The organism is [Chlorobium] sp. 445, from assembly GCA_002763895.1.
Taxonomy (GTDB): Bacteria; Bacteroidota; Chlorobiia; order Chlorobiales; family Thermochlorobacteraceae; genus Thermochlorobacter.
Genome location: NSLH01000023.1, coordinates 19,146 through 42,637, shown reverse-complemented (window position 1 = coordinate 42,637; position 23,492 = coordinate 19,146). Strand labels below are relative to the sequence as shown.

Sequence of the window (23,492 nt, the reverse complement as noted above, 5' to 3'; positions counted from 1 at the left end):
GCTTAGACGTCGATATCGCAGGCGGCGGTATTCCATCACCGTTGAACCGTGTGGTCTTCCGCAGCGGCACAGGCCCTGATACCTACGCTGGGGGCTTGCCAACAGGGGCAGATGTCGATGACGACGGTACACGCGCAACACAAGCACCAAATTTTCCTTACACCAATTTCTTTACAGGTCTTTTCACACTTGGGCGAAGTTCAGGTAACCTCTGGATTTCCCGCACATTTGGTGGTGGAGATTGGAACGACGCTGCAACCTGGGAAGATGCAAGTGGCAATCAGAGAACTTCACCGCCATCGCTTGCCGCAAATTCTGATGTCATTATTCGCAATGGCAGAACTGTTACAATTTCAACTGCAGCAGAGGCACGCACGCTGACTATGGATGATGCAACAGGCACGCTGGTGATTCAAAGTACCCTAGACTTCTCAACTGCAGCCGGCGCGCAGTGGCTAAGTCAGAGAACAGATTTTTTAGCTGGCACGGTAGAGTATCAAACCGGAAATGTCTATGCTGATGTCTATCAAAATCTGGTGATTAACGGTGCAACAGGTACAGCAAATTCGGATGACACACCTGCGCAAACCGCTATCACCGTTAATGGCAATTTGACGAAGCAAAGTGCCACGGCTTTTACATCTCTATCTGGCAACCCAATCAGTGTATTAGGTTCATACACCAACACCGCAGGCGATGCAACCTACAACGGTGGACTAACAGTGTCAGGCAATGCGACCGTTGAAGCAGGCAATATTGGCGGCAGTGTGACCATCTCGGGCGGTACGCTCACAATGAACGGTGGCAGTTTCAACGTATCTGGCGGTACACTCACACTAAACAATGGCTCAAGTAATACTATCAATGGCTCGCTTGCATCACCAATTTTCAACAATCTTGTCTTCAACATTGGAACAGGTAGTATAGCATTAGGAGGTTCAGTGAATTCAGTGCAGGTGAGAGGCAATTTTACGCTCATTGACGCTGGTACAGGCTCACCAGGGATGACCAACGGCAGGGTCATTATGAACGGTAGTGCGGCGCAGAGTGTGCTAGGCTCTGGCAATAGCACGATTGAAAATTTTGAGGTCGATAACAGCGCAGGCGTAACACTGTCGCGCAATCTGACTGCAAGAAGTACACTTTTTCTCAGCAACGGTATCCTCAATACATCGGGCACGAGCTTGATGACTGCGGCAGCAACAAGTGGCGGTGGTCCAAGCACATATGTCAACGGTCCACTGGTGCTTGGCGGCACTGGCGCTGGATACCCGAAAAATTATCCTGTGGGTGATGGGAGTGTGTATCGCCCGCTGCAAATTACAACAGGAACTAACGCAGCGACACTGCAGCGTGTGCAGCTTGTCAATAGCTCACCGCTTTCTGCTGGTGCCACACCGGGCAGCCCCTTGGCGTCAATCAGTGCATTCCGCTATTGGGAACTCACAGATGCAGATGCGACTGCAGCTGGCACTCAAGCAGGAGATCAAGTAATCTTAGGCTATGTGCTGGACCCTGTCGATGATGGTATCACTTCGCTCTCGCCCTATCCGTTGCGTGTTGCAGCACGCCCGGCGCCGCTGGCAGGAGCATTCTCCGACTATGGCGGTACCGATGTGGCTTCCTTCCTCGGCGTGCGGGGTGTGCAATCTAACTCCTTAACAAACACTTTGCGCTTCTACACACTTGGCTCAATCAATGTCAGTGATGCGCCGCTGCCAGTGGAACTCATTAGTTTCACCGGTACCTCAAGTCGCGTGGGCGTGGTGCTGAATTGGGCAACGGCATCGGAGCGTGAGTCTGCAGGCTTCCTCATCAATCGGCGAATTTTGAGTGCAGGTCAGACCGAGTGGCAAAAGCTCGACGATTACACTCGCAATCCGGCACTGGTCTCCAAGAACAGCACCAACGGTGCACAGTATACTTACACCGATGTCAGTGATTTACCCGTTGGCACAATTGTGGAGTATCGCTTAGATGAAGTCAGTTTCAATGGCGTGATTGAGCGCCTGCGAGAAGTGCGCGTGGAGACTCGCTTTTCAACGGTTATTTCTGATTTTGCCTTAGAGCAAAACTATCCTAATCCTTTCAATCCGACAACGAACATTCCTTACCAGCTCAAAGAGCGGTCAAAAGTAACGCTGGAAGTCTACAACACGCTAGGGCAAAAGGTAGCCACACTGGTTGATGCGGTGCAAGAGCGTGGTAACTATGCACCGATGTTCAATGCCGCAACGCTAGCAAGTGGGATGTATTTCTATCGCCTAAAAGCGCAAGGCAGTTCGCAAACTTTTGTGCAGACAAAGAAAATGATGCTGGTGAAATAACGCTCATAGAAGGCATGCACAAAGGAGGCGCTCTGAGAGGGGCGCCTTTTTTATTTGCGGCGATAGCGATACATCAGCACGAGCTAATCTAACTCACGGCGCAGGAAGTAACCAGTAGCTGAGCGTTCAACAGTGGTAATGTGTTCGGGCGTGCCTTCAGCGATAATCTCACCGCCTTTTTCTCCGCCTTCAGGTCCAAGGTCAATCACCCAATCTGCTTGCTTGATGACGTCTAAGTTGTGCTCGATGACAACGACCGTATTACCTTTGTCGACAAGCCGATGCAGCACATTGAGCAGAAGTTGAATGTCGTGAAAGTGCAAGCCGGTGGTAGGCTCGTCAAGGATGTAGAGGGTTTGGCCCGTTTGCGTTTTAGCAAGTTCTGTTGCCAGTTTGATGCGCTGCGCTTCACCGCCAGAGAGCGTAGTGGAAGATTGCCCAAGGCGCAAGTAGCCGAGTCCGACGCTCTCGAGGGTTTCCAAAATGCGCTTGATGCGCGGAAAATCGTCAAAGAAGTGTCGGGCTTCTTCGATGGGCATATCGAGCACGTCGGCAATGGACTTGCCACGGTAGCGCACTTCAAGTGTTTCGCGGTTATAGCGTTTGCCTTTGCAGACATCGCAGGTGACATAGACATCGGGCAGAAAGTTCATCTCAATTTTTTTGACGCCATCGCCTTCGCAGGCTTCACAGCGACCGCCTCGGACATTGAAACTAAAACGACCAGCTTTATAGCCACGAATTTGTGCTTCAGGCAGCGAAGCAAAGAAATCACGAATGAGCGTAAAGACGCCGGTGTAAGTGGCGGGATTTGAACGTGGCGTTCTGCCAATAGGGGATTGGTCGACGTCGATAACTTTATCAAGGTGCTCGAGCCCTGTAATGTTTCTGTAAGGCAGCGTGAGCACTTTTGAGCGATAAAAATGTCGAGCCAGAATCGGGTAGAGCGTTTCATTAATCAGCGACGACTTGCCAGAGCCGCTCACGCCAGTAATCGCGATAAATTTGCCTAAGGGCAGGCGAAGCGTAACATTTTTAAGGTTATGTCCAGTACAGCCTTCGAGCACGATAGACTTACCATTGCCTTCGCGTCGTGTTTTGGGGATTTCGATTTTCAACTTGCCGTGCAAGTATTGCGCTGTAAGTGATTCTGAATGAAGGTTTTGAGCATGACCTTCAGCCACGACCTTGCCACCGTGCTCGCCGGCGCCTGGACCCAGATCGATGATGTAGTCGGCGCGCTCCATCGTTTCTTTGTCGTGCTCGACGACAATCACACTATTGCCTAAGTCGCGCAGTTGCAAAAGTGAGTCAATGAGCTTGACATTATCGCGCTGATGCAGACCGATTGAGGGTTCATCGAGAATGTAGAGCACGCCAGTAAGTTGCGAGCCAAGTTGTGCAGCAAGTCGGATGCGCTGGGCTTCACCACCTGAAAGTGTTGCCGCCGAACGTGAAAGCGAGAGATAATCTAACCCAACGTTCAAAAGAAAATCCAAGCGTTTAAGAATCTCGGCAAGAATTGGGGTTGCCACGGCAAGGTCTTTGCCAGAGAGATGTGAGGGCAGTTCTACAAAAAACGCTTTGCATTCAGGAATCGGTAGGTCGGAGACTTGAGCGATGTTGTGCTCAGCAATTTTCACGAAAAGACTCTCTTCACGCAGGCGGGCGCCTTTGCAAGTTGGACAAGGAGATTTTTGCATAAAGCTTTCTGCCCATTCGCGCACCGAAATCGACTGCGTGGTGCGATAGATAGAATTAACATACTCTATCAATCCGCTGAAGCGTATGGGATAGACATGCTCGCGTCCAGCATAGCCATAGGAGACCGGTACAGGATCAGGCGCGCCATGGAGCAAGATGTTCACAAAGGCTTTGGGCAAAGTGGAAATCGGTTCATTCAGAGAAACGTTGTGCTGTTTAGCAAGTGCTTTGAGGAGTCGCCACTGTTCGCTGCGACCTTCTTTTCCAAGTGGTGCCAGACCGCCTTCCGCAATGCTCAGTTCAGGGTTGGGAATGAGCAAGTCGGGCGAGAGTTGCATGATTTCACCAAGCCCTTCGCAGGTTGGGCAAGCGCCATAGACCGAATTAAAACTAAAGTTGTTAGGTGCAAGTTCCGCTAGGGCGCTGCGTCCGTCAGAGTAAGCATAGTTCTTGTTGAAGAAAAGATCATATTTCTTTTCACCAAGCACTTCGCAAATCATAGTAGAGCCACTTTCGGAGAGTTTGAGGGCAAGCAAAATAGCTTCTTTGAGGCGCGGCGCAATATCAGGCGAGATACTGAAGCGATCGACCACGAGTTCAATGTTATGCACTTTGTAGCGATCGAGTTTCATATCTTTTTTGAGCTCGCGTGTTTCACCATCGACACGCACGCGCACAAAGCCGCGCTTCAAAAGATCGCTGAAGAGTTCGCGGTAATGACCTTTGCGTCCAACAACCAGCGGCGCAAGCACTTGCACTTTGGTGTTTTCAGGCAGTCGTAAAATGCTGGCAAGAATGTCTTCTTCGCTTTGCTTTTCCAGACGCTGATTGGTTTTGGGGTCGTATCGCACGCCAATTCGTGCCCAGAGCAGGCGCATAAAGTCATAGATTTCTGTAATGGTGCCAACCGTAGAGCGCGGGCTACGTGCCGTGGTTTTTTGCTCAATAGCAATCACAGGCGAAAGACCATCAATAAAATCGACATCCGGGCGCTCGATAGCACCGACAAATTGGCGGGCGTATGCCGAGAGCGTTTCCATGAACCGACGCTGTCCTTCAGCACAGATGGTGTCAAAGGCTAAGCTGGATTTGCCAGAGCCAGAAAGTCCTGTGATAACAACCAGTTTCTTGCGCGGGATATCAACATCGATATTTTTCAAGTTGTGCACCTTCGCGCCACGCACAACAATATGTTGCAACTCTGACATTGGGGCTTGGCTGAAAATTAAACCTAAATATACATCAAATCGGGCTTGTGCTTTACAGACAAAGACACCATGTTTTGAAATTGCAAATGCGAAATTGAAAGTTGCAGCTCAAGTAAAACGGCTTGAACGATAGCAAATCAGCAAGCGATGCTAATGAAGAATTTAGCTAAAGATTTCGTCTGTGATTTGTAACTTCAAAGTTCAAACAAACTGGATATGACAAGCGCGCAAAAAACATTAACGACCGAGATGCTGGCTGAGCCACTGTTTGTGGAACTTGGCAAACTCTCTGACGAGATGCAACTGCCGTGCTATGTCGTGGGCGGCTATGTACGCGATCGGCTCTTAGGACGTGAATGCAAAGATATTGACATTATGCTCGTCGGCGACCCGATTGCCTTTGCAAATGCGGCAAAAGCAAAACTCAACGGACGAGGGCTTGTTGTGTTTGAGCGATTTCGCACAGCACAATTTACTTTTGACGATGAGAGGCATGGTGAAATCAAGTTAGAGTTTGTCGGCGCACGCAAAGAAAGTTACAATCCCGATTCGCGCAAGCCTATTACGCAAATCGGTACCTTAGAAGACGATCTCTTACGGCGCGATTTTACCATCAACGCCCTTGCTATTTCACTGAACGGGGCATCTTTTGGCGAAATTATGGACCGCTTCGAAGGGCTTGCGGATATGGAAAAGAAACTCCTGCGCACGCCGCTCGAGCCTGAATCGACATTTTCCGATGACCCCCTACGCATGATGCGAGCCGCACGCTTTGCAGCACAACTGGGCTTCCAAGTGCATCCTGCAACACTTGCTGCAATGGAAAAATGCATCAGCGCATCAAAATTGTCTCGCAAGAGCGCATCACGGATGAACTGCTCAAAATCATGAAGGCACCTGTGCCCTCGATCGGACTTGAAATTCTCTTTCGCACAAAATTGCTCGATGAAATCTTCCCTGAACTCTCACTCATGGCAGGTGTCGAGCAAGTCGATGGCTTAGGGCATAAGGACACATTTTTCCACACGCTGAAAGTGGTCGATAATTGTGCGGCAATGACCGATAAACTCTGGCTACGCATGGCAGCGCTGCTGCACGATATTGGCAAGCCACGCACCAAACGCTTCGTCAAAGGACACGGCTGGACTTTTCACGGTCATGATGCACTGGGTGCAGCAATGTTGCCTAAAATTTTTAAGCGCATGAAATTTCCGATGGAGCCTTTGCCGTATGTACAAAAAATGGTGCGCTTGCATTTGCGTCCCATTCCACTGCATCGTGAGGGCATTACAGATGCCGCCATTCGCCGCTTGATGGTAGAAGCAGGTGAAGACTTAGATGATTTGATGGTGCTTTGCCGTGCCGATGTAACGAGTAAAAATCCGAAAAAAGTGCAGCGCATTCTGGCAAACTTTGCCAAAGTTGAAGAGAAAGTTGCCGATGTAACCGAAAAAGACAAGTGGGCAAAGTGGCGCCCACCTGTTAATGGTCATGAGATTATGGAGATGTTCAACATTCCCGAAGCGTATGGTGGGGCTACTCAAAAAAGCCATGGAGGATGCCATTTTGGATGGAGTGATTCCTTACGAGCGTGAAGCGGCAATTGCACTGCTGAAACAAAAATTTGAGGAGCTCTGCGCCCATCCCGAACTTTTTGAGTCATCTGCGAAACGAAACATTTTGGCACAGCCTCAGGCAAAGTGAGGCGAACTTGGCTTAAATCGACGGTTGCGCCAAGGCTTCAAGCAACGCGCCACGCACAATTTCGCGTGGCATTTCTTTTCCCGTCCAAATCTCAAAGGATTTCGCGCCTTGTGCTATCAGCATCTCAAAGCCGGGGATGATGGTGGTGCCACTCTCCTGTGCAGCACGCAAGAACGGAGTTAGCTTGGGACGATAGACAAGGTCGTAGGCTATCTTGTGCGGCGACCAGATTTTCCATTCGGCAGGAAAGGGCATAGCAGGGCGTGGAGTCATGCTCGGCGAATCCGTGCCGATAGGCGTAGCATTGATAATCAGATGTGCGGAGGAAAGAACAGACTCGAGGTCTTCGTCATCGAAAAGGTGCGCAGAAATGTTCAGGCTTTTGCTGCGCCGCTTGAAGTGATCTTTGAGTGCATTAGCCTTGAATTCGTCACGGGCAATGATGTGAATGCATGAGGGTTTGAAGTATTGACGCAGAGCTTGTACGACCGCGCGTGCTGCCCCGCCTGCCCCGAACACCACAACATCAGTGCCAGCAACACGACTTTTGAACGGCAAAAGTGGCTCGGCAAACCCATAAATATCTGTGTTGTAGCCGATGAGTTGTCCATCTTGATTGAGCACAGTATTCACGGCTTGGGTTTCGGAAGCTTCGGCGCTAAGTAAATCAAGGTAGGGCAGAATGCGTTCTTTGTAAGGAATTGTGATGTTGAAGCCTGCAATGCCTAAAACTTTTACCCCCTCAAGCGCAGCGACCAAATTTTCAGGCGGATGAATTTCAAACAGTGTGTAAGTGTAGGGCAACCCAAGATGTTCAGCTGCAATGTTGTGCATGAGCGCTGAAAGTGAGTAACCAATTTGATAGCCGATAAGTCCCAAAATTTTTTTGCGTGCTGCATAAAGGTCAAATCGGTTACTCACTGCAAATAACTACTTGAAACCTAAGGCTTCACGAATGGCGCGATGCTTGTAGAGTTCAGGGAAGACTTTCTTGAAGAGGTCGCGCTTGGCACTATCGAGCGCAAATGCACGACGCAGTGAACGCACGGTATTTTCCGTATCACCGATGGCTTTGTAGGCACAGGCAAGTTCAAAGTGCACATCCGCCAGTTCTGCCAGTGAGGGCTCAAGTTCAACGACTTTCTCAAGGGCAAGCACCGCTTCCTGATGATGTTCCATTTCCAATAGCGTAGAAGCGTAATCGTACCAGGCATAAACATTTTTGTCATCAAGGGAGAGCGACTTGCGGTAGAATTCCAAGGCATTCTCTGCATTGCCTAATCCATACTCAATTTCAGCACGTGCATGCCAATAATCAGCACACTCAGCATCAAGCGCAATTGCCTGATTGATGCATTTCAAGGCAGTTACAAGGTCATCCATCATATCGTAGCAACACGCTAAGCCATACCAAGCGTCAGCGTAATTAGGCTCTATAGCTATACACTTTTCGAGATAGAAAATAGCGTCTGCGTAGTTCCCAAGTTCCTCATAAGCTGTAGCGATATTGAAAAGACTGGCAATATCATCGTGTTCAATGCGTAAGGTTTGCTGATAGCTTTCGATGGCTTCATGTAGATTTCCGATAGCAGCAAGCACATTGCCACGATTATACCATGCCGATGCAAAATCCGTACGAATTGCAATAGCCATGTCGTAGCTCTGAATTGACTCTTGATAACGCTCTAACTTGCTCAGCACTACGCCTTGATTGTACCACGCATTGGCATTGTAAGGTTCAATGTCGATATGCTTATTGTAGCACATAAGACTTTCTTCGAGCTTGCCGAGCATATCTTTGCAGTATCCAAGTTCATACCATGCTTCAGGATGTAGAGGATTGAGCTCAAGGCAGTGCTGCAGTTCGGCTTCAGCTTCGGTGTATCGTTCTAAGCGCTCGAGCGAAATAGCGCGGCAGAAATGAATTTCATCGTCAAGCGGTGAGAGTGCGCTGGCACGATCATAGACTTCCAAGGCTTTCAGCGAGTTGCCAAGATTGTCGAGCGTAATACCTAAGTGCATAAGTGCATCAACATCGCAGGGGTTCATCGCAACAGCCTTTTCAAATGCGGCAGCTGCACCAGCATAGTCTGAGAGGTTAGCCAGCGCAAGTCCTTGGCTAAACCACGCATCGCCATTGTAAGGAGCAAGTGCAATGAGGTGTGTTGCCGCCCGTAGGGCACGGCGATAATCCCCTTCTTCAATGAGGGCGCCCACAATCTCTTCTAATTCATCGGGGTCATAAATCGTATGCAGTTCATCTTGGTCAATAAGGCGTTTAATGCGTTTTGTGAATTCATGCCTTTCATGAGGGTTTGGATAGTCGGAATTGCTATCAAGAAAGTCTCTTTCGTCCATATAACGGTTCGATTGGAGTTGAAGCACAAAACACGCTACGCAAGCGTACTTGAGAAATATACACAACTGCTTTTGCATTTAAAACGCTCGGCGCACGCATGAGTTACTGCTTTCAGAGGTTGCGATAAATCAAGTATATTTCAAATCTGTTTCTATAAGTTAACTCAATTTCAACGCTTTGGTATGCAGCGAGAAAAAATTGTTCCGATAAATATCGAGGACGAAATGCGAGATTCTTACATCGACTATTCTATGTCGGTGATTGTCAGCCGTGCATTGCCCGATGTGCGCGATGGCTTGAAGCCAGTGCATCGGCGCGTGCTCTTTGGCATGAGCGAACTGGGCTTGCAAGCAGGACGCGCTTACAAAAAAGCGGCACGTGTCGTCGGCGAAGTCTTAGGAAAATATCACCCGCACGGCGACAGCGCGGTCTATGACACCATTGTACGCATGGTTCAAGATTTCTCGCTGCGCTATCCGCTGGTCGATGGACAAGGCAATTTTGGCTCAATCGATGGCGATGCCCCAGCAGCGATGCGTTACACTGAGGTGCGCATGACGCGCATCGCTGGCGAACTGCTGCGCGATATTGACAAAAACACCGTCGATTTTGCGCCAAACTTCGATGATTCACTCGAAGAGCCAACCGTACTGCCGTGCGCAATTCCAAACCTGCTCATCAACGGCTCCTCAGGTATTGCGGTCGGTATGGCAACCAACATTCCGCCGCATAATCTGTCTGAAACTATTGATGGACTTATTGCACTCATTGACAATCCTGACAGCTCGATTGAAGAGTTGATGAAGTACATCAAAGCGCCAGACTTTCCAACTGGTGGCATCATCTACGGCTACGATGGTGTAAAGGAAGCCTATCTGACAGGACGCGGCAAAATCACAATTCGTGCAAGAGTCAAAATCGAGGAAAATAAAAACGGTCGTGAAGCAATTGTCGTAACCGAGCTGCCGTATCAAGTCAACAAAGCGAAACTGCAAGAGCGCATTGCGGAACTTGTCAATGACAAAAAGATAGAAGGCATCTCAGCAATTCGCGATGAATCAGACCGTGAGGGTATGCGGCTCGTGATCGAACTCAAACGCGATACGGTCACCAAAGTGGTGCTGAACCAGCTCTTCAAGCATACCCAGATGCAAGAGACCTTCGGCGTAATTATGCTGGCGCTGGTCGATGGACGTCCAAAAGTGCTGACGCTCAAAGAAATGATGCAGCACTACATTGCCCATCGCCATACGGTCGTCATTCGCCGCACCAAATTCGACTTAGCCGAAGCAGAACGGCGCGCGCACATTCTCGAAGGGTTGAAAATCGCACTCGATAATCTCGATGAAATCATCACGCTCATTCGCAAAGCCAAAGATGGTGAAGAAGCCAAAGACGGCTTGATGAAAAAATTCAAACTCTCCGAGATTCAAGCTAAAGCTATCTTGGATATGCGCTTGCAACGCCTCACAGGTCTGGAGCGCCAAAAAATTGAAGACGAATACAAAGAAGTCATCAAGACAATTGAGCAGCTCAACGCTATCCTGAGCAGTGAAAAACTGCAGATGAAACTCATCAAAGATGAACTCAAGCAAATCAAAAAAGAGTATGGCGATGAGCGCAGAACAGAAATTATCTACCAAGTCAGCGATGACTTCTCAATGGAGAGCATGATTAAGGAAGAAGACGTCATTATCACGATGACACACAATGGATACATCAAACGCACAGCAGTTGATACTTATCGCAGACAGGGACGAGGCGGAAAAGGCGTTACAGGCGCAGCAGCCAAAGATGACGACTTTGTCGAGCACATGTTCATTGCCTCAACACATCACTACATTCTTTTCTTTACCAACTTTGGAAAGTGTTACTGGCAAAAAGTCTATGACATTCCTGAAGCAGCACGCACGGCACGCGGTCGCTCTCTGAACAATCTCATTGAGTTTGAGTCGGGCGAAAAAGTTATGGCGTATATCAACGTCAAGGAGTTTAGCGAGTCGCTGTTCGTGGTGATGGCAACAAAGAACGGACTGATCAAAAAGACCGCACTGAGCGAGTTTTCTAACCCGCGCCGCACAGGCATTATTGCCATCAACATTGAAAAAGGTGATGAGCTAATCGGGGCAAAACTCACGGATGGTAATCATCAAATTATTTTAGCAAAGAACAGTGGCTACGCTGTACGCTTCCATGAATCCGATGTGCGTGCAATGGGACGAAATTCAATCGGTGTGAAAGGAGCAGAACTGGATAAAGAAGAATCGGTGGTTTCACTGGTTACCACACGCCGCAGTGATATCACACTGCTGACAGTAACAGATTTGGGCTATGGTAAACGCAGCGAGCTTGAAGAATACCGAATGACAAAGCGCGGCGCGGCAGGTGTCATCACGCTCAAAGCCAGTGAAAAAGTCGGCAAACTCGTAGCTATGGTTGAAGTTGCAGATAGCGACGACCTGATTCTGATAACAAAAAATGGTATCATTAATCGCCAGCATGTGGCAGACATTCGCGTAATGGGGCGTAACACTTCAGGCGTGCGGCTCATTCGTTTGGAAGAAGGTGATTGTGTGAGTGCCGTGGCAAGGGTGCCGAAAGACGACGACACCGAAGAGAAAAGCGGCACATCATCAAACGGGACAGCTTAGTGTGGCTTAAAGAAGCAAGCGAAGATACTTCAAAAGCGCTAAGGGTTCGAAAGAAAGCAAGAAATCTAAACCGCACCTGTGAGCATTCTCAATGTAAGATGACTGCACCTGCGACGCTCTACATTGTCGCTACACCGATAGGAAATCTGAGCGATATGACCTTGCGTGCCATTGAGGTACTGCGCCAAACACCAGTGCTGGCTTGCGAAGACACGCGACAGACACTCAAGCTCTTGCAGCACTTTAATTTGCCCAAAAAAGAACTGATTAGTTACCATGCTTTCAATGAGCGGGCGGTAACGGAAAAAATTCTGGCACGCTTAGAGCAAGGACAAAATGTGGCTCTGGTAAGCGATGCCGGTACGCCTGCAATTTCAGACCCGGGCTTTTATCTGGTGCGTGCAGCATTTGAGCGACAGTTGAAGGTGGTGCCAGTGGCAGGTGTCTCGGCACTAACCACAGCAATTTCAGTTTGCCCCTTGCCCGTTAATCGTTTTTGCTTTGAGGGATTTTTGCCGCACAAAAAGGCAGACAAAGTCGCTTGAAATTTCTTGCCGCACATGCGCAAAGTGCAATTGTGTTTTATGAATCACCACACCGACTGTTGAAATTGCTCGAAGAACTGCAAACTTACTTTGGCAATGCACAAGCCATGATTGCACGAGAACTGACGAAAGTGCACGAGGAAATTGTCGTCGGTTCGCTTAGTGAATTGCGCCAGCGATTTTCAGGAAAAAAAATTTTAGGCGAATTTGTCGTGGTTCTTTCACCACTGTCAAATAGTGCTGAACAGAGTGAAGAAATTGAATAAACGAAGAAAATGTCTGTGCAGCTGATTGAGAAACCCAAAGAGATGCAGCGCCTTGCAGAAAACCTGCGTCTTGCGGGCTACAAAATTGGATTTGTGCCAACCATGGGCGCGCTGCATGCCGGTCATCTGAGCCTTGTCAAGATTGCCAAAGCAAAAGCCGATAGAGTTGTCATGAGCATCTTTGTCAATCCTTTGCAGTTTGCACCGCATGAAGATTTCTCACGCTATCCGCGTCCTTTTGAGCGCGATGTTGAACTTGCAACTCAAGCAGGCGTGGATGTGCTTTTTCACCCAACAATGGAAGAACTCTATGGCGAGCGCTTCGAGAGCTACGTGGCGCTCGAGCGTACATCACAAGGACTCGAGGGAGAGATTCGTCCAACACACTTTCGCGGGGTAGCAACCGTTATCGCCAAACTCTTCAACATTACAAAACCACACTTTGCAGTCTTCGGAGAAAAAGATGCACAGCAGCTTTCACTTGTCAGAAATCTTGTGCGCGATCTCAACTTCGATGTTGAAATCCTCGCTGCCCCTATCGTCCGAGAGCCAGATGGACTAGCGATGAGTTCGCGCAATGTCTATCTCTCTGCAGAAGAACGCCAACAAGCAACAGCACTCTATAAATCGCTCGAATTTGCACAAACAAAAATTGCACAAGGTGAGCGCAACACTCATGCAATTGAGCACATGGTAACTGAATTCATTATGGCACATGCGTCACTTGCCAAAGTGGAGTATGTCGCAATTGTAAATGCAGAAAACTTTCAAAGGGTAGAGCATCTGCGTGACGGACAAGACTATTACCTGTTGATTGCAGCGCGCTTTGGCAACGTACGCTTGCTTGATAACCTGCATATCTGGCTTTGATGATGAAACCGTGGTGGCGTGTGGTTCTCACAAGTGCGTTCCTGTGCGTGCACCTAACGCTGGGACTTGCGCAGAATCGGCGTGAGTCTGAACTCTTCAGTGCAATAGACATTGCGCAGTTTCGTGCTGACGCTATGCAGACCGCTGTAGAATTTGCCTTGTCGTTCCCCAAAGTGCGTCTGCCTTACGATGAAATTGAGACCAATACATTTCGCACACAACTCGAACTCAACGTTGCGGCTTATCGTGGTGAAAAATTGATGCAGAAAACCGCTGTAAAGACGAGTTCGACAGATAGCGCCGCCGCCCGTGAAAAAGGACAGTTAATCGTACTGGCGCGACTGATGCTGCCACCTGAGAACTACCGCATTGTGATAACGCTAAAAAGTTTGGGCAAGAAAGACTTTCAAGCCGAGACCGAGCGTGAGCTTGAGGTCAAAGCCTTTGGCGTGGCGCAAGTTGCAATGAGCGATATACGCTTAGGAGCACTGGCTTACCGCAGTGTTGCAAAATCCTCAATGTTTTACAGAAATGGCTATGAAATTGTACCGAATCCAACAGCTTTGTATGGCTCTGGGTTTGATACCGCAATACTCTATGCGGAATTCTACAATCTGAATGCACTGCCAAAAGATGCCAAATTTTTTCAGCGCTCTTTTCTGACACGTAACGCACAAATCTTAGAGCATACAGAACGGATGGTACCTTGCGTGCCAAGTCACGAATCTGCAGTGTGCTTGGAGCGCGTCTATATCGCAGACCTAGCAAGTGGGGGCTACGAATTTCATCTGCAATTGGTCGACTCAGCAATGAGCCCCATACTTGCGCAAAGCAAAAAAATCTTTGTCTTCAATCCTAATGTGAAGACAAATATGCCTCGCATGTCGGCAGCTGACGAGAGCTTTGTGTGGATGACGGAAAAGGATGCTCAAGAAATGCGCTCACAAATTGCGGCACTTATCACGCCCGACGAAGCTAAAGCCTATGACACACTCAGAACACTGGCTGAACGCCAGCAATTTTTTCAACGCTTTTGGCGCGTGCGTGGCGGCATAAGCGCACGCCGTGAGTATATGAACAAAGTCTCCGAAGCTGATAAACTCTATTCCACACGCTCTCGCCGGGGTTATGAAACTGATAAAGGACGCATCTTTCTCAAATACGGCAGACCGACGAATGTAGAAAGTGTTGCAGGCAATCAGCAGTCGCGCCCCTACGAAATTTGGACCTATCTGAATGCATCGGAGCAAATTGAGATGATGTTTGTCTTTATCGACAGAAGCAATGTTGGCAACTATGAACTTGTGCATTCAACTGCGCCGGGTGAAGTGCGCAATGTCAATTGGCGCACGCTCATTGCAATGCCAAATCGATAAAGCAAGAAGCATAACGATACGGTAATTTTTTTCTTGCAGCGAAAAACAAGATATTACATGCGGTCTCCAGCAAACAAAAAATCGTCTTACAATATGTGGCGCTATAAAACCGTTCTTTCTTTGCTATTTTTTCTTACCGCGCTCTCGCAAACCTTTGCACAACTTTCATTCAATCCGGATACAGTCAAAGCGGGGAAGTTTGATAATGGTAAAATGTGGACATTTGACAAGCCACCCGCTGATTTTTTTGAGAAAGAATACGGATTTCGTCCAGATGAAGCCTGGTTTACGCGTGCTCGCCGCGCTGCCCTGCGTTTTACCGAAGTCGGCGGTACAGGGTCATTTGTGTCGCCAAATGGCTTAATTATGACCAATCATCACGTGGCGCGAGAAATCGGCACGCAGGTTGAGAGGAAAGGGGAGAATTTCAACGAGAATGGATTTTATGCTGCTTCGCGCGCAGAAGAGCGCCCTGTGCCCGGTCTGTTTGTCGATCAGCTCGAAAAAATCGAGGATGTCACTGCACGCGTGCAAGCGGAATTGGCAAAAGCAAAGGATGACAATGAGCGCATAGCCCTGCGCGAAAAAATCTTGGAGCAACTCAAACAAGAATACGCTGAAAAACCAGAGTGGCGCGACCTCAACATTCAAGCCATTACCTTTTATAGCGGTGGAAAGTATTCGCTCTATGGCTTCAAGCGCTACTCCGATGTTCGACTGGTATTTCTGCCAGAACTGCAGCTCGGTTACTTCGGCGGCGATCCTGATAATTTTACCTACCCGCGTTATGCGCTCGATGTAGCATTTCTGCGCGCTTATGACGAAAATGGTAACCCTTGCAAAACCCCTGATTACTACAAATTCAATACCGATGGGGTTAAAGAAAATGAACCAGTTTTCGTTGTGGGCAATCCCGGTAGCACCGAGCGACTGAGCACAATGGCGCAATTGGAATTTAACCGCGATGTGCTTCTGCCTGCTCAACTTCGATTTTTAAAGGCGCGTTCAGCTATTCTCAAAGACTATAACAAAACCGCAAAGAGCGATAGCATTCTCAATGTCATTTTTAGCTACGAAAATAGCATCAAAGCCTTTTCAGGACAGTTGCGTGGGTTGCAAGACCCGTATCTGTTTGCGCGCAAAAGAGCCTTCGAGCGAGAGTTTCGTGCCAAAGTCGCCGCAAATCCTGCACTGAAAAATGAAGAAAAACTCTGGGATGATATGAGCGCATTATACGCCGAGATGCGCAAACTTTTTCCTGAACGATTTGGGCTCAATCCGCAAGGCGAGGGACTGCAAACCGCTTTTCTGCTGATGCGACTGGCACGCCTCAAAGAGCTCGGCGATACAGCACAAGTAGCACAAACACAAATGCTGTTGCTTTCAGCCGAGCCAGCAGACATGACGCTTGAGACTGCGCTGCTTGAAGTTCATCTTGCCACAGCGCGTGATTACTTAGGCGAAAACGACGAGTATGTGAAAACGGCATTGCAGGGCAGTTCAATTCCAGATGCTGCAAAACGCTTAGCCTCATCCTCTAAGCTCTATGACCCGAAGTTTTTGCAAGACTTGGTCATGAAAAGTGCACAAGAAATTAGCGCAACACAGGACCCCTTGCTGCAACTGATAAAGATTGCCTATCCTCGCTTTATCAATGCAAACCGCAAAAACTTTGAACTCTCTGCTAAAGCCGATGGCTTGCGTGCACGCTTAGCAAAACTCTTCTTTGATGTGTATGGCGAATCGACACCACCAGATGCGACTTTCTCGCTGCGCATCAACGATGGGGTGGTCAAAGGCTATGAATACAATGGCACCGAAGCACCCGCCAAAACCACATTTTTTGGACTCTACGATCGCTACTACTCGCATAACAAAAAATATCCTTGGAATTTGCCGAAGAGATGGGAGACACCACCGATGGACTTGCTACCTGTGCCGCTCAACTTTGTTACAACGAATGATATCATTGGCGGCAACAGCGGCAGTGCTGTCATCAACAAAAATCTTGAAGCGGTGGGTCTGATCTTTGATGGTAATATCGAGAGTCTGCCCGGCTCGTTTATCTACACGCAAGAGAGCAATCGTGCAGTGGCGGTGCATGCTGGCGGCATTATTGCGGCGCTCAAATATATCTATCGTGCAGAACGGCTCATAGAAGAACTCACAGGCGAAAAACCAAAGATGCAAGTCGAGCCGAAACCAGACACCAAAAAGCCGGCATCTCGCAAAAGGTAAGCCTGACAACTTGTAAGTAGGAAGATTTTGCAGCACCTTCGTCTGTCAACTGTTTTACGGTAATGCTAAACTTGACAAGCAATGAAACGCACAAAAATCATTTGCACGCTGGGACCGGCAACGAATTCGCTTGAGAAAATCATCGAGCTCATTCATGCAGGCATGGATGTGGCACGGTTAAATTTCTCGCACGGTAGCCACGCCGAGCATAAAGCGCGTATTGACCTTGTCAGAGAAGCTTCGCGCCGAACAGGCAAACCAATTGCAATTCTGCAAGATCTGCAAGGACCGAAAATCCGCATTGGCACACTTGAAAAAACCGTCCTACTCAAACAAGGGGATCGGCTAATCATAACAACGGACGATATTATCGGCACTTATGACCGAGTCTCTACAACTTACAAAGAAATTGTCTACGACGTGCAGCGCGGTGATAGAATCTTGATGGACGATGGCTTGTTGGAAGTTAAGGTCTTAGACAAAACTGACCGAGAAGTCATTACGGAAGTGGTGGTAGGCGGATTACTGAAATCGCAAAAAGGATTGAACTTGCCAGGCGTCAATATGTCTGTGCCTTCGCTCTCCGAAAAAGATATTGAGGATGCACATTTTGGCTTAGACAACGAGGTCGATATGATTGCACTTTCATTTGTGCGCACGGCTAAAGACATCCAACAACTCTCTGACATTATTCGCTCGCGTGGCAAAAATGCATGGATTGTTGCCAAAATTGAGCGCCCTGAAGCTATTGAAAACATTGATGAGATCATTGCAGCCACTAATGCGGTGATGGTCGCTCGTGGTGACTTGGGTGTCGAGATGAAAACATCAGTAGTACCTGTGCTCCAAAAAATTATCGTGCAAAAATGTAATGCCGCTTACAAACCTGTAATCATTGCCACGCAGATGCTGGAGTCAATGACTGAAAATCCGCGCCCAACACGAGCCGAAGCCAGTGATGTTGCAAATGCAGTCTTCGATGGTACAGATGCCGTCATGCTCTCTGGTGAGACTGCTGCTGGCAAATATCCTGTGGAGACGGTCAAGACCATGTGCGAGATCATCAACAGTGTGGAGTCAAAAGACATTCATCACTTGCTCATGGCAGAGCGTGAGATCTTTGCGCCGCAAACAAAAATCATGCTAACGCCGTGGATTTGAGTGAAGCCATTGCGATATCAGCCGTAGATGTCGCAAGTAAAATTCATGCAAAGGCAATTGTCGTGCTAAGTCACACAGGCGGCACCGCCATAAAAGTCTCAAAGCAAAAGCCCTCTATGCCCATTATCGTGATTACAGATAATGAAAAAGTGCAAAGGTTGATGGGGCTTGTGTGGGGCGCAGAGACTATTCTCACAGAGACAATTACTTCAACAGACGACAGTTTCCGAATGATTGAAACAAAACTTGCTGAGAGATCGATTATCAAGCCGGGTGATGTGATTGTCTATACCATGGGCATTCCGATTTTAAGGCACGGCACGACCGATACAATTAAAGTAAGCCGTATCGGATAATGTCAAGGTAAGTCTATCGCACAAAGTGTGTTGCGTTCTTTGACGTAGTAAAGCCGATTGCGACGCACAAAAAAGCCATCGACCAAGAGCCCGCTCATAAGCTCACCTAAGATATCACTGTAAATCACATTTTGTTTGCTATCGAGCACGAAGAGTTTGTAGTTCAGCCCAAGCACCCTTGCGCCAGCCTGATTCGTAACCATTTGATTGGTCTGTTCATGATATCCGATAATCGTCTGACCATGATGCTCGAGCACATCAAAAGCTCCAATCACACGAGTGCCCTGTGTGGCATCTTTAGCTAACTTTGCTATTTCTGCAAAGCGCGGAGAGGATTCTGCAATTTGTTCAGACAGCACAACCTCTTGCTCGGCTAAAAGGCTCGGTGCAGAATTACGCAGGAAATTTGCCGCTGCAGCATTTTGACCAAAGTTATCAATCTCTTCACCAGTCAGAGGATTGAGTGTAAGAAATGAGCGTTCAGCATAACCCTCGACCAGCACATTGCGCAGCGCTACCATTTTACCACTGCTGATGCAAAGGTAGCCTAAGTCAGGGCGGACCCATTTGATGGCTTTTTGGCTCGGCTCCATTGCCCAGATGCCCAGATGTTCGGGCACATTAGGACTGTAATAGCCATGAAAATAGACCAAGCCTGCGTAGACAGTTTCCATTCCAACCCACCAGCCGTCGCCAACAGGTTTTTGATGGCTATCTGTGAGCACGAAATTATCCCACAACAGTGCGCCCGTCTGAGCATTGAGTAAGAAAAAAGAGGCTTTGCGCTCGCCGCTCTGACGAAATTCACCAATTAGGTATTCATCACCGATAAAAGCGCACGCCAAATCCAACCATTAGGTTTCGTGAATTGCCAAGTGGGTTTAAGCCGTTTCTTGAACAGTCCAAGCATGGTGCAAGCATAAAAAAGTAAAGTGTTTAGTGCTCGCGCTCAAGTACATAGATGTCAATAGGCAACGTTTTGCCTAAAATGATCAACGGTTTCGTGAGGTGCGAGACCTTAAAATGATTCTCCCGTGATAACGCCAAAAAGCTGCTAGCAATTTCACGCTGTGGGGTGGCAAGGATAGCTTTGCCATCTGCTTTGAGCAATTTATGAATTGCGCTAACAATAGGCAGAAGATTGCGGCGTTCATAGAGCACATCAGCGGCAAAGACAAGATCGAACTGTTCATTGAGCCAAACATGATTCCAATCTAATTGCGCGGTCTGGAGTGTCGTGCCATTGCTCAGCGCATTGAATTCAATGAAAGGTAAGGCTTCTTCGACATAGTCTGTTGCTAGTACGCTTGCGCCAGCCTTTGCAGCGGCGACACTAACGACACCTAAACCTGCACCTAACTCTATACACCGTTTACCAGCAGGACAAAGGTCCTCCAAAATGTATTCAGCCAGCACGAAAGAAGCGGGCCAGATTTCTGCCCAGTATGGCATAATCTCATCCTTGATGCACGCTTCGCTCAGTGAATCAAGCAAGTCGTAACTGTTGGCGACACTAAGAAATGTAAAGCGATGCGCACCGATGAAATATGTAGCAAGTGAAAGATTGTAAACCGAGGCGAGCAAGCGATGCAGTTCGTCTAAGCGGCTTTGCATATGAAAGGCAAGACGATTGAATCAGCGCGTCAGGTAGGTGAGCAATTCTTGAATGATACGGTCAGCATCTTCAGCTTTAACTTTGGTGCTACCGACGCTCTTGTGACCACCACCGCCATATTTTTTCATAAGCTCACCGACATTGATGTTTGCAGTGCGGTTAAAAATGTTATACCCTACGCCGATAGAGACCATCCCCGGACGCTCTCGGTCGGGCGTAATGCGCATGGAGAGATTGGTTGCCGCTTGAAAAGCATAAACATAGTAACGGTTTCCATTAGGCAAATCCTGACTGTAAGCGCGTAGGTCTGTAACCAGCACATTTTTTTCTATGCGCGAATGCTTGCGAATTGCATCACGAAAGTTGAGGTCCTCTTCACGAAATTTTTCACACTTGGCTTTGACTAAGGGATCATTCATAATTTCATCAAGCGACTTGTCTTTGAGCAAGTCAATCACATGGAGCCAGTAGGGTTCATCTTCATGGAACTTGCCATCAATCGTCATAGAAAGCAAGAGATACCCTTCAGGCGTTAAGACTTCATCGTAGGTGAGTTCAGCAGCATCAATGCGGTCGGTAGCGTGCAGTAAGTCTTCATATTTTGTCAGGTGTGGGAAGTTAGGTAGATAGTAATCATAGACAACGCGTGCAGCAGACGGCGCGTTTTTGAATGACCCTTTGAAATTCTTTGGGCGAATGTTCGCAATATGATGGTCAAACCACATTGCACAGTTGGGGTGATAAGGTAGATTGGTAAGAATATCGTTAGGATAGACTTCAATTTCACGGTCTTGAACAAACTTAGGCTCAGAGAAACGGATCTTTTCAATGTCTTCGGTATTCTTCAGGATAACTGCGCAGACTAAGCCATCGAGGTCCGCGCGCGTAAGAACATTATACCTCATGCTGAGATTATTGATGCTCGTAGACAATAGGTTGAATTTCTGAAAAAGGTTTCTCAATTTCTCCAGAGACAATCATGTCTTGAAAGACACGCATCAAGTTGGGATCCCACTTATGATCTTGAGTTTCTTGGCTCATAATCTCTAAACACTGTTTGACATCAAGAGCGCGTTTATAGGGTCTGACAGTCATCAATGCGTCATAGAAATCAACCAAGGCGATGATGCGCGCCGTAAGTGGGATGTTTGTGCCTGAAAGTTTATCAGGGTAGCCTGTGCCATCCCAGCGTTCTTGATGACTGCGCACAATAGGCAAAACATGATGCAAGGATTTAAGCGGTTTGCAAATGTTTTCACCCGCTTCAGGGTGAATCTTCATTACCTCGTATTCCTCGGGAGTGAGTTTGCCGGGTTTGAGCAGAATAGAATCGGGCACTGCGATTTTGCCAATATCGTGTATCACGCCACCTTTGCGCACAGCGTCAATGTCCCATTCGCCTAAGCCAATTTTTTTGGCAAGTTTCATACCGTAGTCAGATAGACGATGGCAGTGTCCGTTGGTATAAGGATCCCTGCCCTCGATAGCGAGGGCAAGTGAGAAAATCACCGTTTCGGCGTTCTCAAGTTGATCAATATACATTTTAGTCTTGAGCAGCGCACGAACTTTGGTAATCAATTCTACACGGTTAAAGGGCTTGCCTAAAAAATCATCGACGCCGATTTCCAGGGCTCTTACTTTGTTATCGAAGTCAAAAAGACCTGTGAGCATAATCGTAGGAATGAGCCGCGTATCAGCAGATTCCTTCAATTTTGCAACCATATCGACCCCATTCATCTTTGGCATGAGCATATCGGTGATGATAAGGTCGGGCTTCTTTTCATTTACCGCATTGAGGGCTTCGTAGCCGTTTGTAGCCATGCGCACACTATAGCCCTCACTGCGCAAGGTTTCTTCAAGTAACTTTAAGATGATTTCCTGGTCGTCGACAATCAGAATATCAGCTAATCGCTGCCCGCTGCCTTTAGAGTAGCCATTTTTCAAGGTCGGGGTTTGTAGTGCTGCAGTCATAGTCTCAAATAAGTTGGTTCAGGTAGAATAAATTTCCATATCAAGCAGATTGAGGTTGCTTTTCTTCCTTTTTGTCGTCTTTGCTGCTGCTGTGTCCTGGGAAAAACGAAGCATGCGGGTCAATCACGGTTTTTGCATGATTAACAGCAATAGCCGCTTCGCCAAAGCCAGTAGCAATGAGTTTGAGTTTGGCTTGATGCCAAGCAATATCGCCCGCAGCATAAACACCCTTAATGTTGGTTTCCATATGAGCGTTGACAACAATGCCATTGTTATGAATCTCTAAGCCCCAATCCTTAATGGAGCCAAGGTTAGTATGAAACCCTAAGTTGCACAAAACAGCTTCAACTTCAAGAGTTTCTTCCTCTTTGGTTTTGTTATTGAAGATAGTAACACTGTGAATCTTATCGTTTTCACCGTGAATCGCTTTGAGTTCCCAGAAGGTGCGAATCGGAACACCCATTTCTTTGACTTTCTTGACACTATCTTCGTGTGCTACAAATTTATCGCGGCGATGAATGAGCAACATATCAGTTTTATCGCCAAGCGCCATTGCCCAGTCCATCGCTGAATCACCACCACCAATGACCAAAATTTTCTTGCCATAGAAGATGGTTGGGTCTTTGACAAAGTAGTAGAGCCCCTTGCCTTCCCACGGTGCAATCTCGGGCGATTCTAATTTGCGCGGTGTAAAAGCTCCAACACCAGCAGCAATGAGAACGGTCTTTGACCAAAAAACACGACCATCTTCTACCGTAAGTTTGAGCAAATCATGTTCGCGCTCGAGTTTCTCAACACGCGCTGAGGTAATAATATCAGGCTGATACTGCACACATTGCTCATAGAGACTCTTGACCAAATCTTCAGCAAGCACTTTCGGATAGCCAGCGACATCATAGATATTTTTCTTTGGATAAAGTGCCGTGAGCTGACCGCCAATTTCAGCCAGACTTTCCAAGATACGCACACGCATTGAGCGCAACCCAGCATAAAATGCGCCAAAAAGTCCAGTAGGACCTGCACCGATGATAGTAAGATCAGCGATATCAGGGGTCTGGTCAAGTGTCGCTTCGCTGAGAAAGGCACTTTGTCCGTGAGTCGAACTTAACATAGTAAAACAGCAAAATTGATGATGCAAAAA

The 23,492-nt window shown here is 47.8% G+C and carries 13 protein-coding genes and 3 pseudogenes; 8 read left to right on the top strand and 8 right to left on the bottom strand.

The features are described 5' to 3' along the window. Positions 1–2,327, top strand: a 2,327-nt coding sequence (locus tag CMR00_09570) for a hypothetical protein (protein ID PIO47613.1), incomplete at its 5' end; no start/stop codon positions are given. A gap of 83 nt (positions 2,328–2,410) precedes the next feature. Here CMR00_09570 and CMR00_09565 read toward each other — a convergent pair. Further along, on the bottom strand, positions 2,411–5,239 hold the full coding sequence (locus CMR00_09565; protein ID PIO47612.1) for an excinuclease ABC subunit A: 2,829 nt from the start codon (positions 5,237–5,239) through the stop codon (positions 2,411–2,413). Between the two features lie 216 nt (positions 5,240–5,455). Here CMR00_09565 and CMR00_09560 point away from each other — a divergent pair. After that, positions 5,456–6,943, top strand: a pseudogene (locus CMR00_09560) (tRNA nucleotidyltransferase). Between the two features lie 12 nt (positions 6,944–6,955). Here the strand turns inward: CMR00_09560 and CMR00_09555 are convergent. Next, positions 6,956–7,864: a shikimate dehydrogenase gene (locus tag CMR00_09555; GenBank protein PIO47611.1), complete on the bottom strand. Its 909-nt coding sequence runs from the start codon at positions 7,862–7,864 to the stop codon at positions 6,956–6,958. A gap of 9 nt (positions 7,865–7,873) precedes the next feature. Beyond that, positions 7,874–9,379 carry a hypothetical protein gene (locus CMR00_09550; GenBank protein ID PIO47610.1) on the bottom strand — a complete coding sequence of 502 codons (1,506 nt, stop codon included), beginning with the start codon at positions 9,377–9,379 and terminating at the stop codon, positions 7,874–7,876. 105 nt (positions 9,380–9,484) lie between these two features. Here CMR00_09550 and CMR00_09545 point away from each other — a divergent pair, with 105 nt between their 5' ends. The 6 genes and pseudogenes from CMR00_09545 (at position 9,485) to pyk (ending at position 18,765) form a co-directional block, all read left to right on the top strand. Beyond that, positions 9,485–11,953, top strand: coding sequence for a DNA gyrase subunit A (locus tag CMR00_09545; protein PIO47609.1), 2,469 nt, complete (start codon positions 9,485–9,487; stop codon positions 11,951–11,953). 98 nt (positions 11,954–12,051) lie between these two features. Further along, positions 12,052–12,764, top strand: a pseudogene (gene rsmI, locus CMR00_09540) (16S rRNA (cytidine(1402)-2'-O)-methyltransferase). Between the two features lie 15 nt (positions 12,765–12,779). Continuing rightward, positions 12,780–13,634 carry a pantoate--beta-alanine ligase gene (locus CMR00_09535; protein ID PIO47616.1) on the top strand — a complete coding sequence of 285 codons (855 nt, stop codon included), beginning with the start codon at positions 12,780–12,782 and terminating at the stop codon, positions 13,632–13,634. Beyond that, the gene (locus tag CMR00_09530) at positions 13,634–15,010 is read left to right on the top strand and encodes a hypothetical protein (GenBank protein ID PIO47608.1); all 1,377 of its coding nucleotides are present in this window, start codon (positions 13,634–13,636) and stop codon (positions 15,008–15,010) included. Before CMR00_09535 ends, CMR00_09530 begins: the two co-directional genes overlap by 1 nt. Positions 15,011–15,103: 93 nt before the next feature. Continuing rightward, positions 15,104–17,248 (top strand): peptidase S46, encoded by a 2,145-nt coding sequence (locus CMR00_09525; GenBank protein PIO47607.1) that lies wholly within the window; start codon positions 15,104–15,106, stop codon positions 17,246–17,248. 81 nt (positions 17,249–17,329) lie between these two features. Then, positions 17,330–18,765 (top strand): annotated as a pseudogene (gene pyk, locus CMR00_09520) (pyruvate kinase). A gap of 2 nt (positions 18,766–18,767) precedes the next feature. Here the strand turns inward: pyk and CMR00_09515 are convergent. From CMR00_09515 to CMR00_09495, 5 genes are all read right to left on the bottom strand, one after another. Then, positions 18,768–19,616 carry a hypothetical protein gene (locus CMR00_09515; protein PIO47606.1) on the bottom strand — a complete coding sequence of 283 codons (849 nt, stop codon included), beginning with the start codon at positions 19,614–19,616 and terminating at the stop codon, positions 18,768–18,770. A gap of 85 nt (positions 19,617–19,701) precedes the next feature. Continuing rightward, entirely contained in the window at positions 19,702–20,379 is a 678-nt protein-coding gene (locus CMR00_09510; protein ID PIO47605.1) for a methyltransferase type 12, read from the bottom strand. 21 nt (positions 20,380–20,400) lie between these two features. Beyond that, positions 20,401–21,285 carry an exopolyphosphatase gene (locus CMR00_09505; GenBank protein ID PIO47604.1) on the bottom strand — a complete coding sequence of 295 codons (885 nt, stop codon included), beginning with the start codon at positions 21,283–21,285 and terminating at the stop codon, positions 20,401–20,403. 7 nt (positions 21,286–21,292) lie between these two features. After that, the gene (locus CMR00_09500; GenBank protein PIO47603.1) at positions 21,293–22,351 is read right to left on the bottom strand and encodes a hypothetical protein; all 1,059 of its coding nucleotides are present in this window, start codon (positions 22,349–22,351) and stop codon (positions 21,293–21,295) included. Positions 22,352–22,391: 40 nt separating this feature from the next. Beyond that, positions 22,392–23,462 carry a ferredoxin--NADP(+) reductase gene (locus CMR00_09495; protein PIO47602.1) on the bottom strand — a complete coding sequence of 357 codons (1,071 nt, stop codon included), beginning with the start codon at positions 23,460–23,462 and terminating at the stop codon, positions 22,392–22,394. Positions 23,463–23,492 lie beyond the last annotated feature (30 nt).

What these genes read in the sequence shown, in the direction of transcription:
- CMR00_09565 (PIO47612.1), bottom strand. Translation starts at nt 5,239, where the DNA reads ATGTCAGAGTTGCAACATATTGTTGTGCGTGGCGCGAAGGTGCACAAC.
- CMR00_09550 (PIO47610.1), bottom strand. Translation starts at nt 9,379, where the DNA reads ATGCAAAAGCAGTTGTGTATATTTCTCAAGTACGCTTGCGTAGCGTGT.
- CMR00_09545 (PIO47609.1), top strand. Translation starts at nt 9,485, where the DNA reads ATGCAGCGAGAAAAAATTGTTCCGATAAATATCGAGGACGAAATGCGA.
- CMR00_09530 (PIO47608.1), top strand. Translation starts at nt 13,634, where the DNA reads ATGATGAAACCGTGGTGGCGTGTGGTTCTCACAAGTGCGTTCCTGTGC.
- CMR00_09525 (PIO47607.1), top strand. Translation starts at nt 15,104, where the DNA reads ATGTGGCGCTATAAAACCGTTCTTTCTTTGCTATTTTTTCTTACCGCG.
- CMR00_09510 (PIO47605.1), bottom strand. Translation starts at nt 20,379, where the DNA reads ATGCAAAGCCGCTTAGACGAACTGCATCGCTTGCTCGCCTCGGTTTAC.
- CMR00_09505 (PIO47604.1), bottom strand. Translation starts at nt 21,285, where the DNA reads ATGAGGTATAATGTTCTTACGCGCGCGGACCTCGATGGCTTAGTCTGC.
- CMR00_09500 (PIO47603.1), bottom strand. Translation starts at nt 22,351, where the DNA reads ATGACTGCAGCACTACAAACCCCGACCTTGAAAAATGGCTACTCTAAA.
- CMR00_09495 (PIO47602.1), bottom strand. Translation starts at nt 23,462, where the DNA reads ATGTTAAGTTCGACTCACGGACAAAGTGCCTTTCTCAGCGAAGCGACA.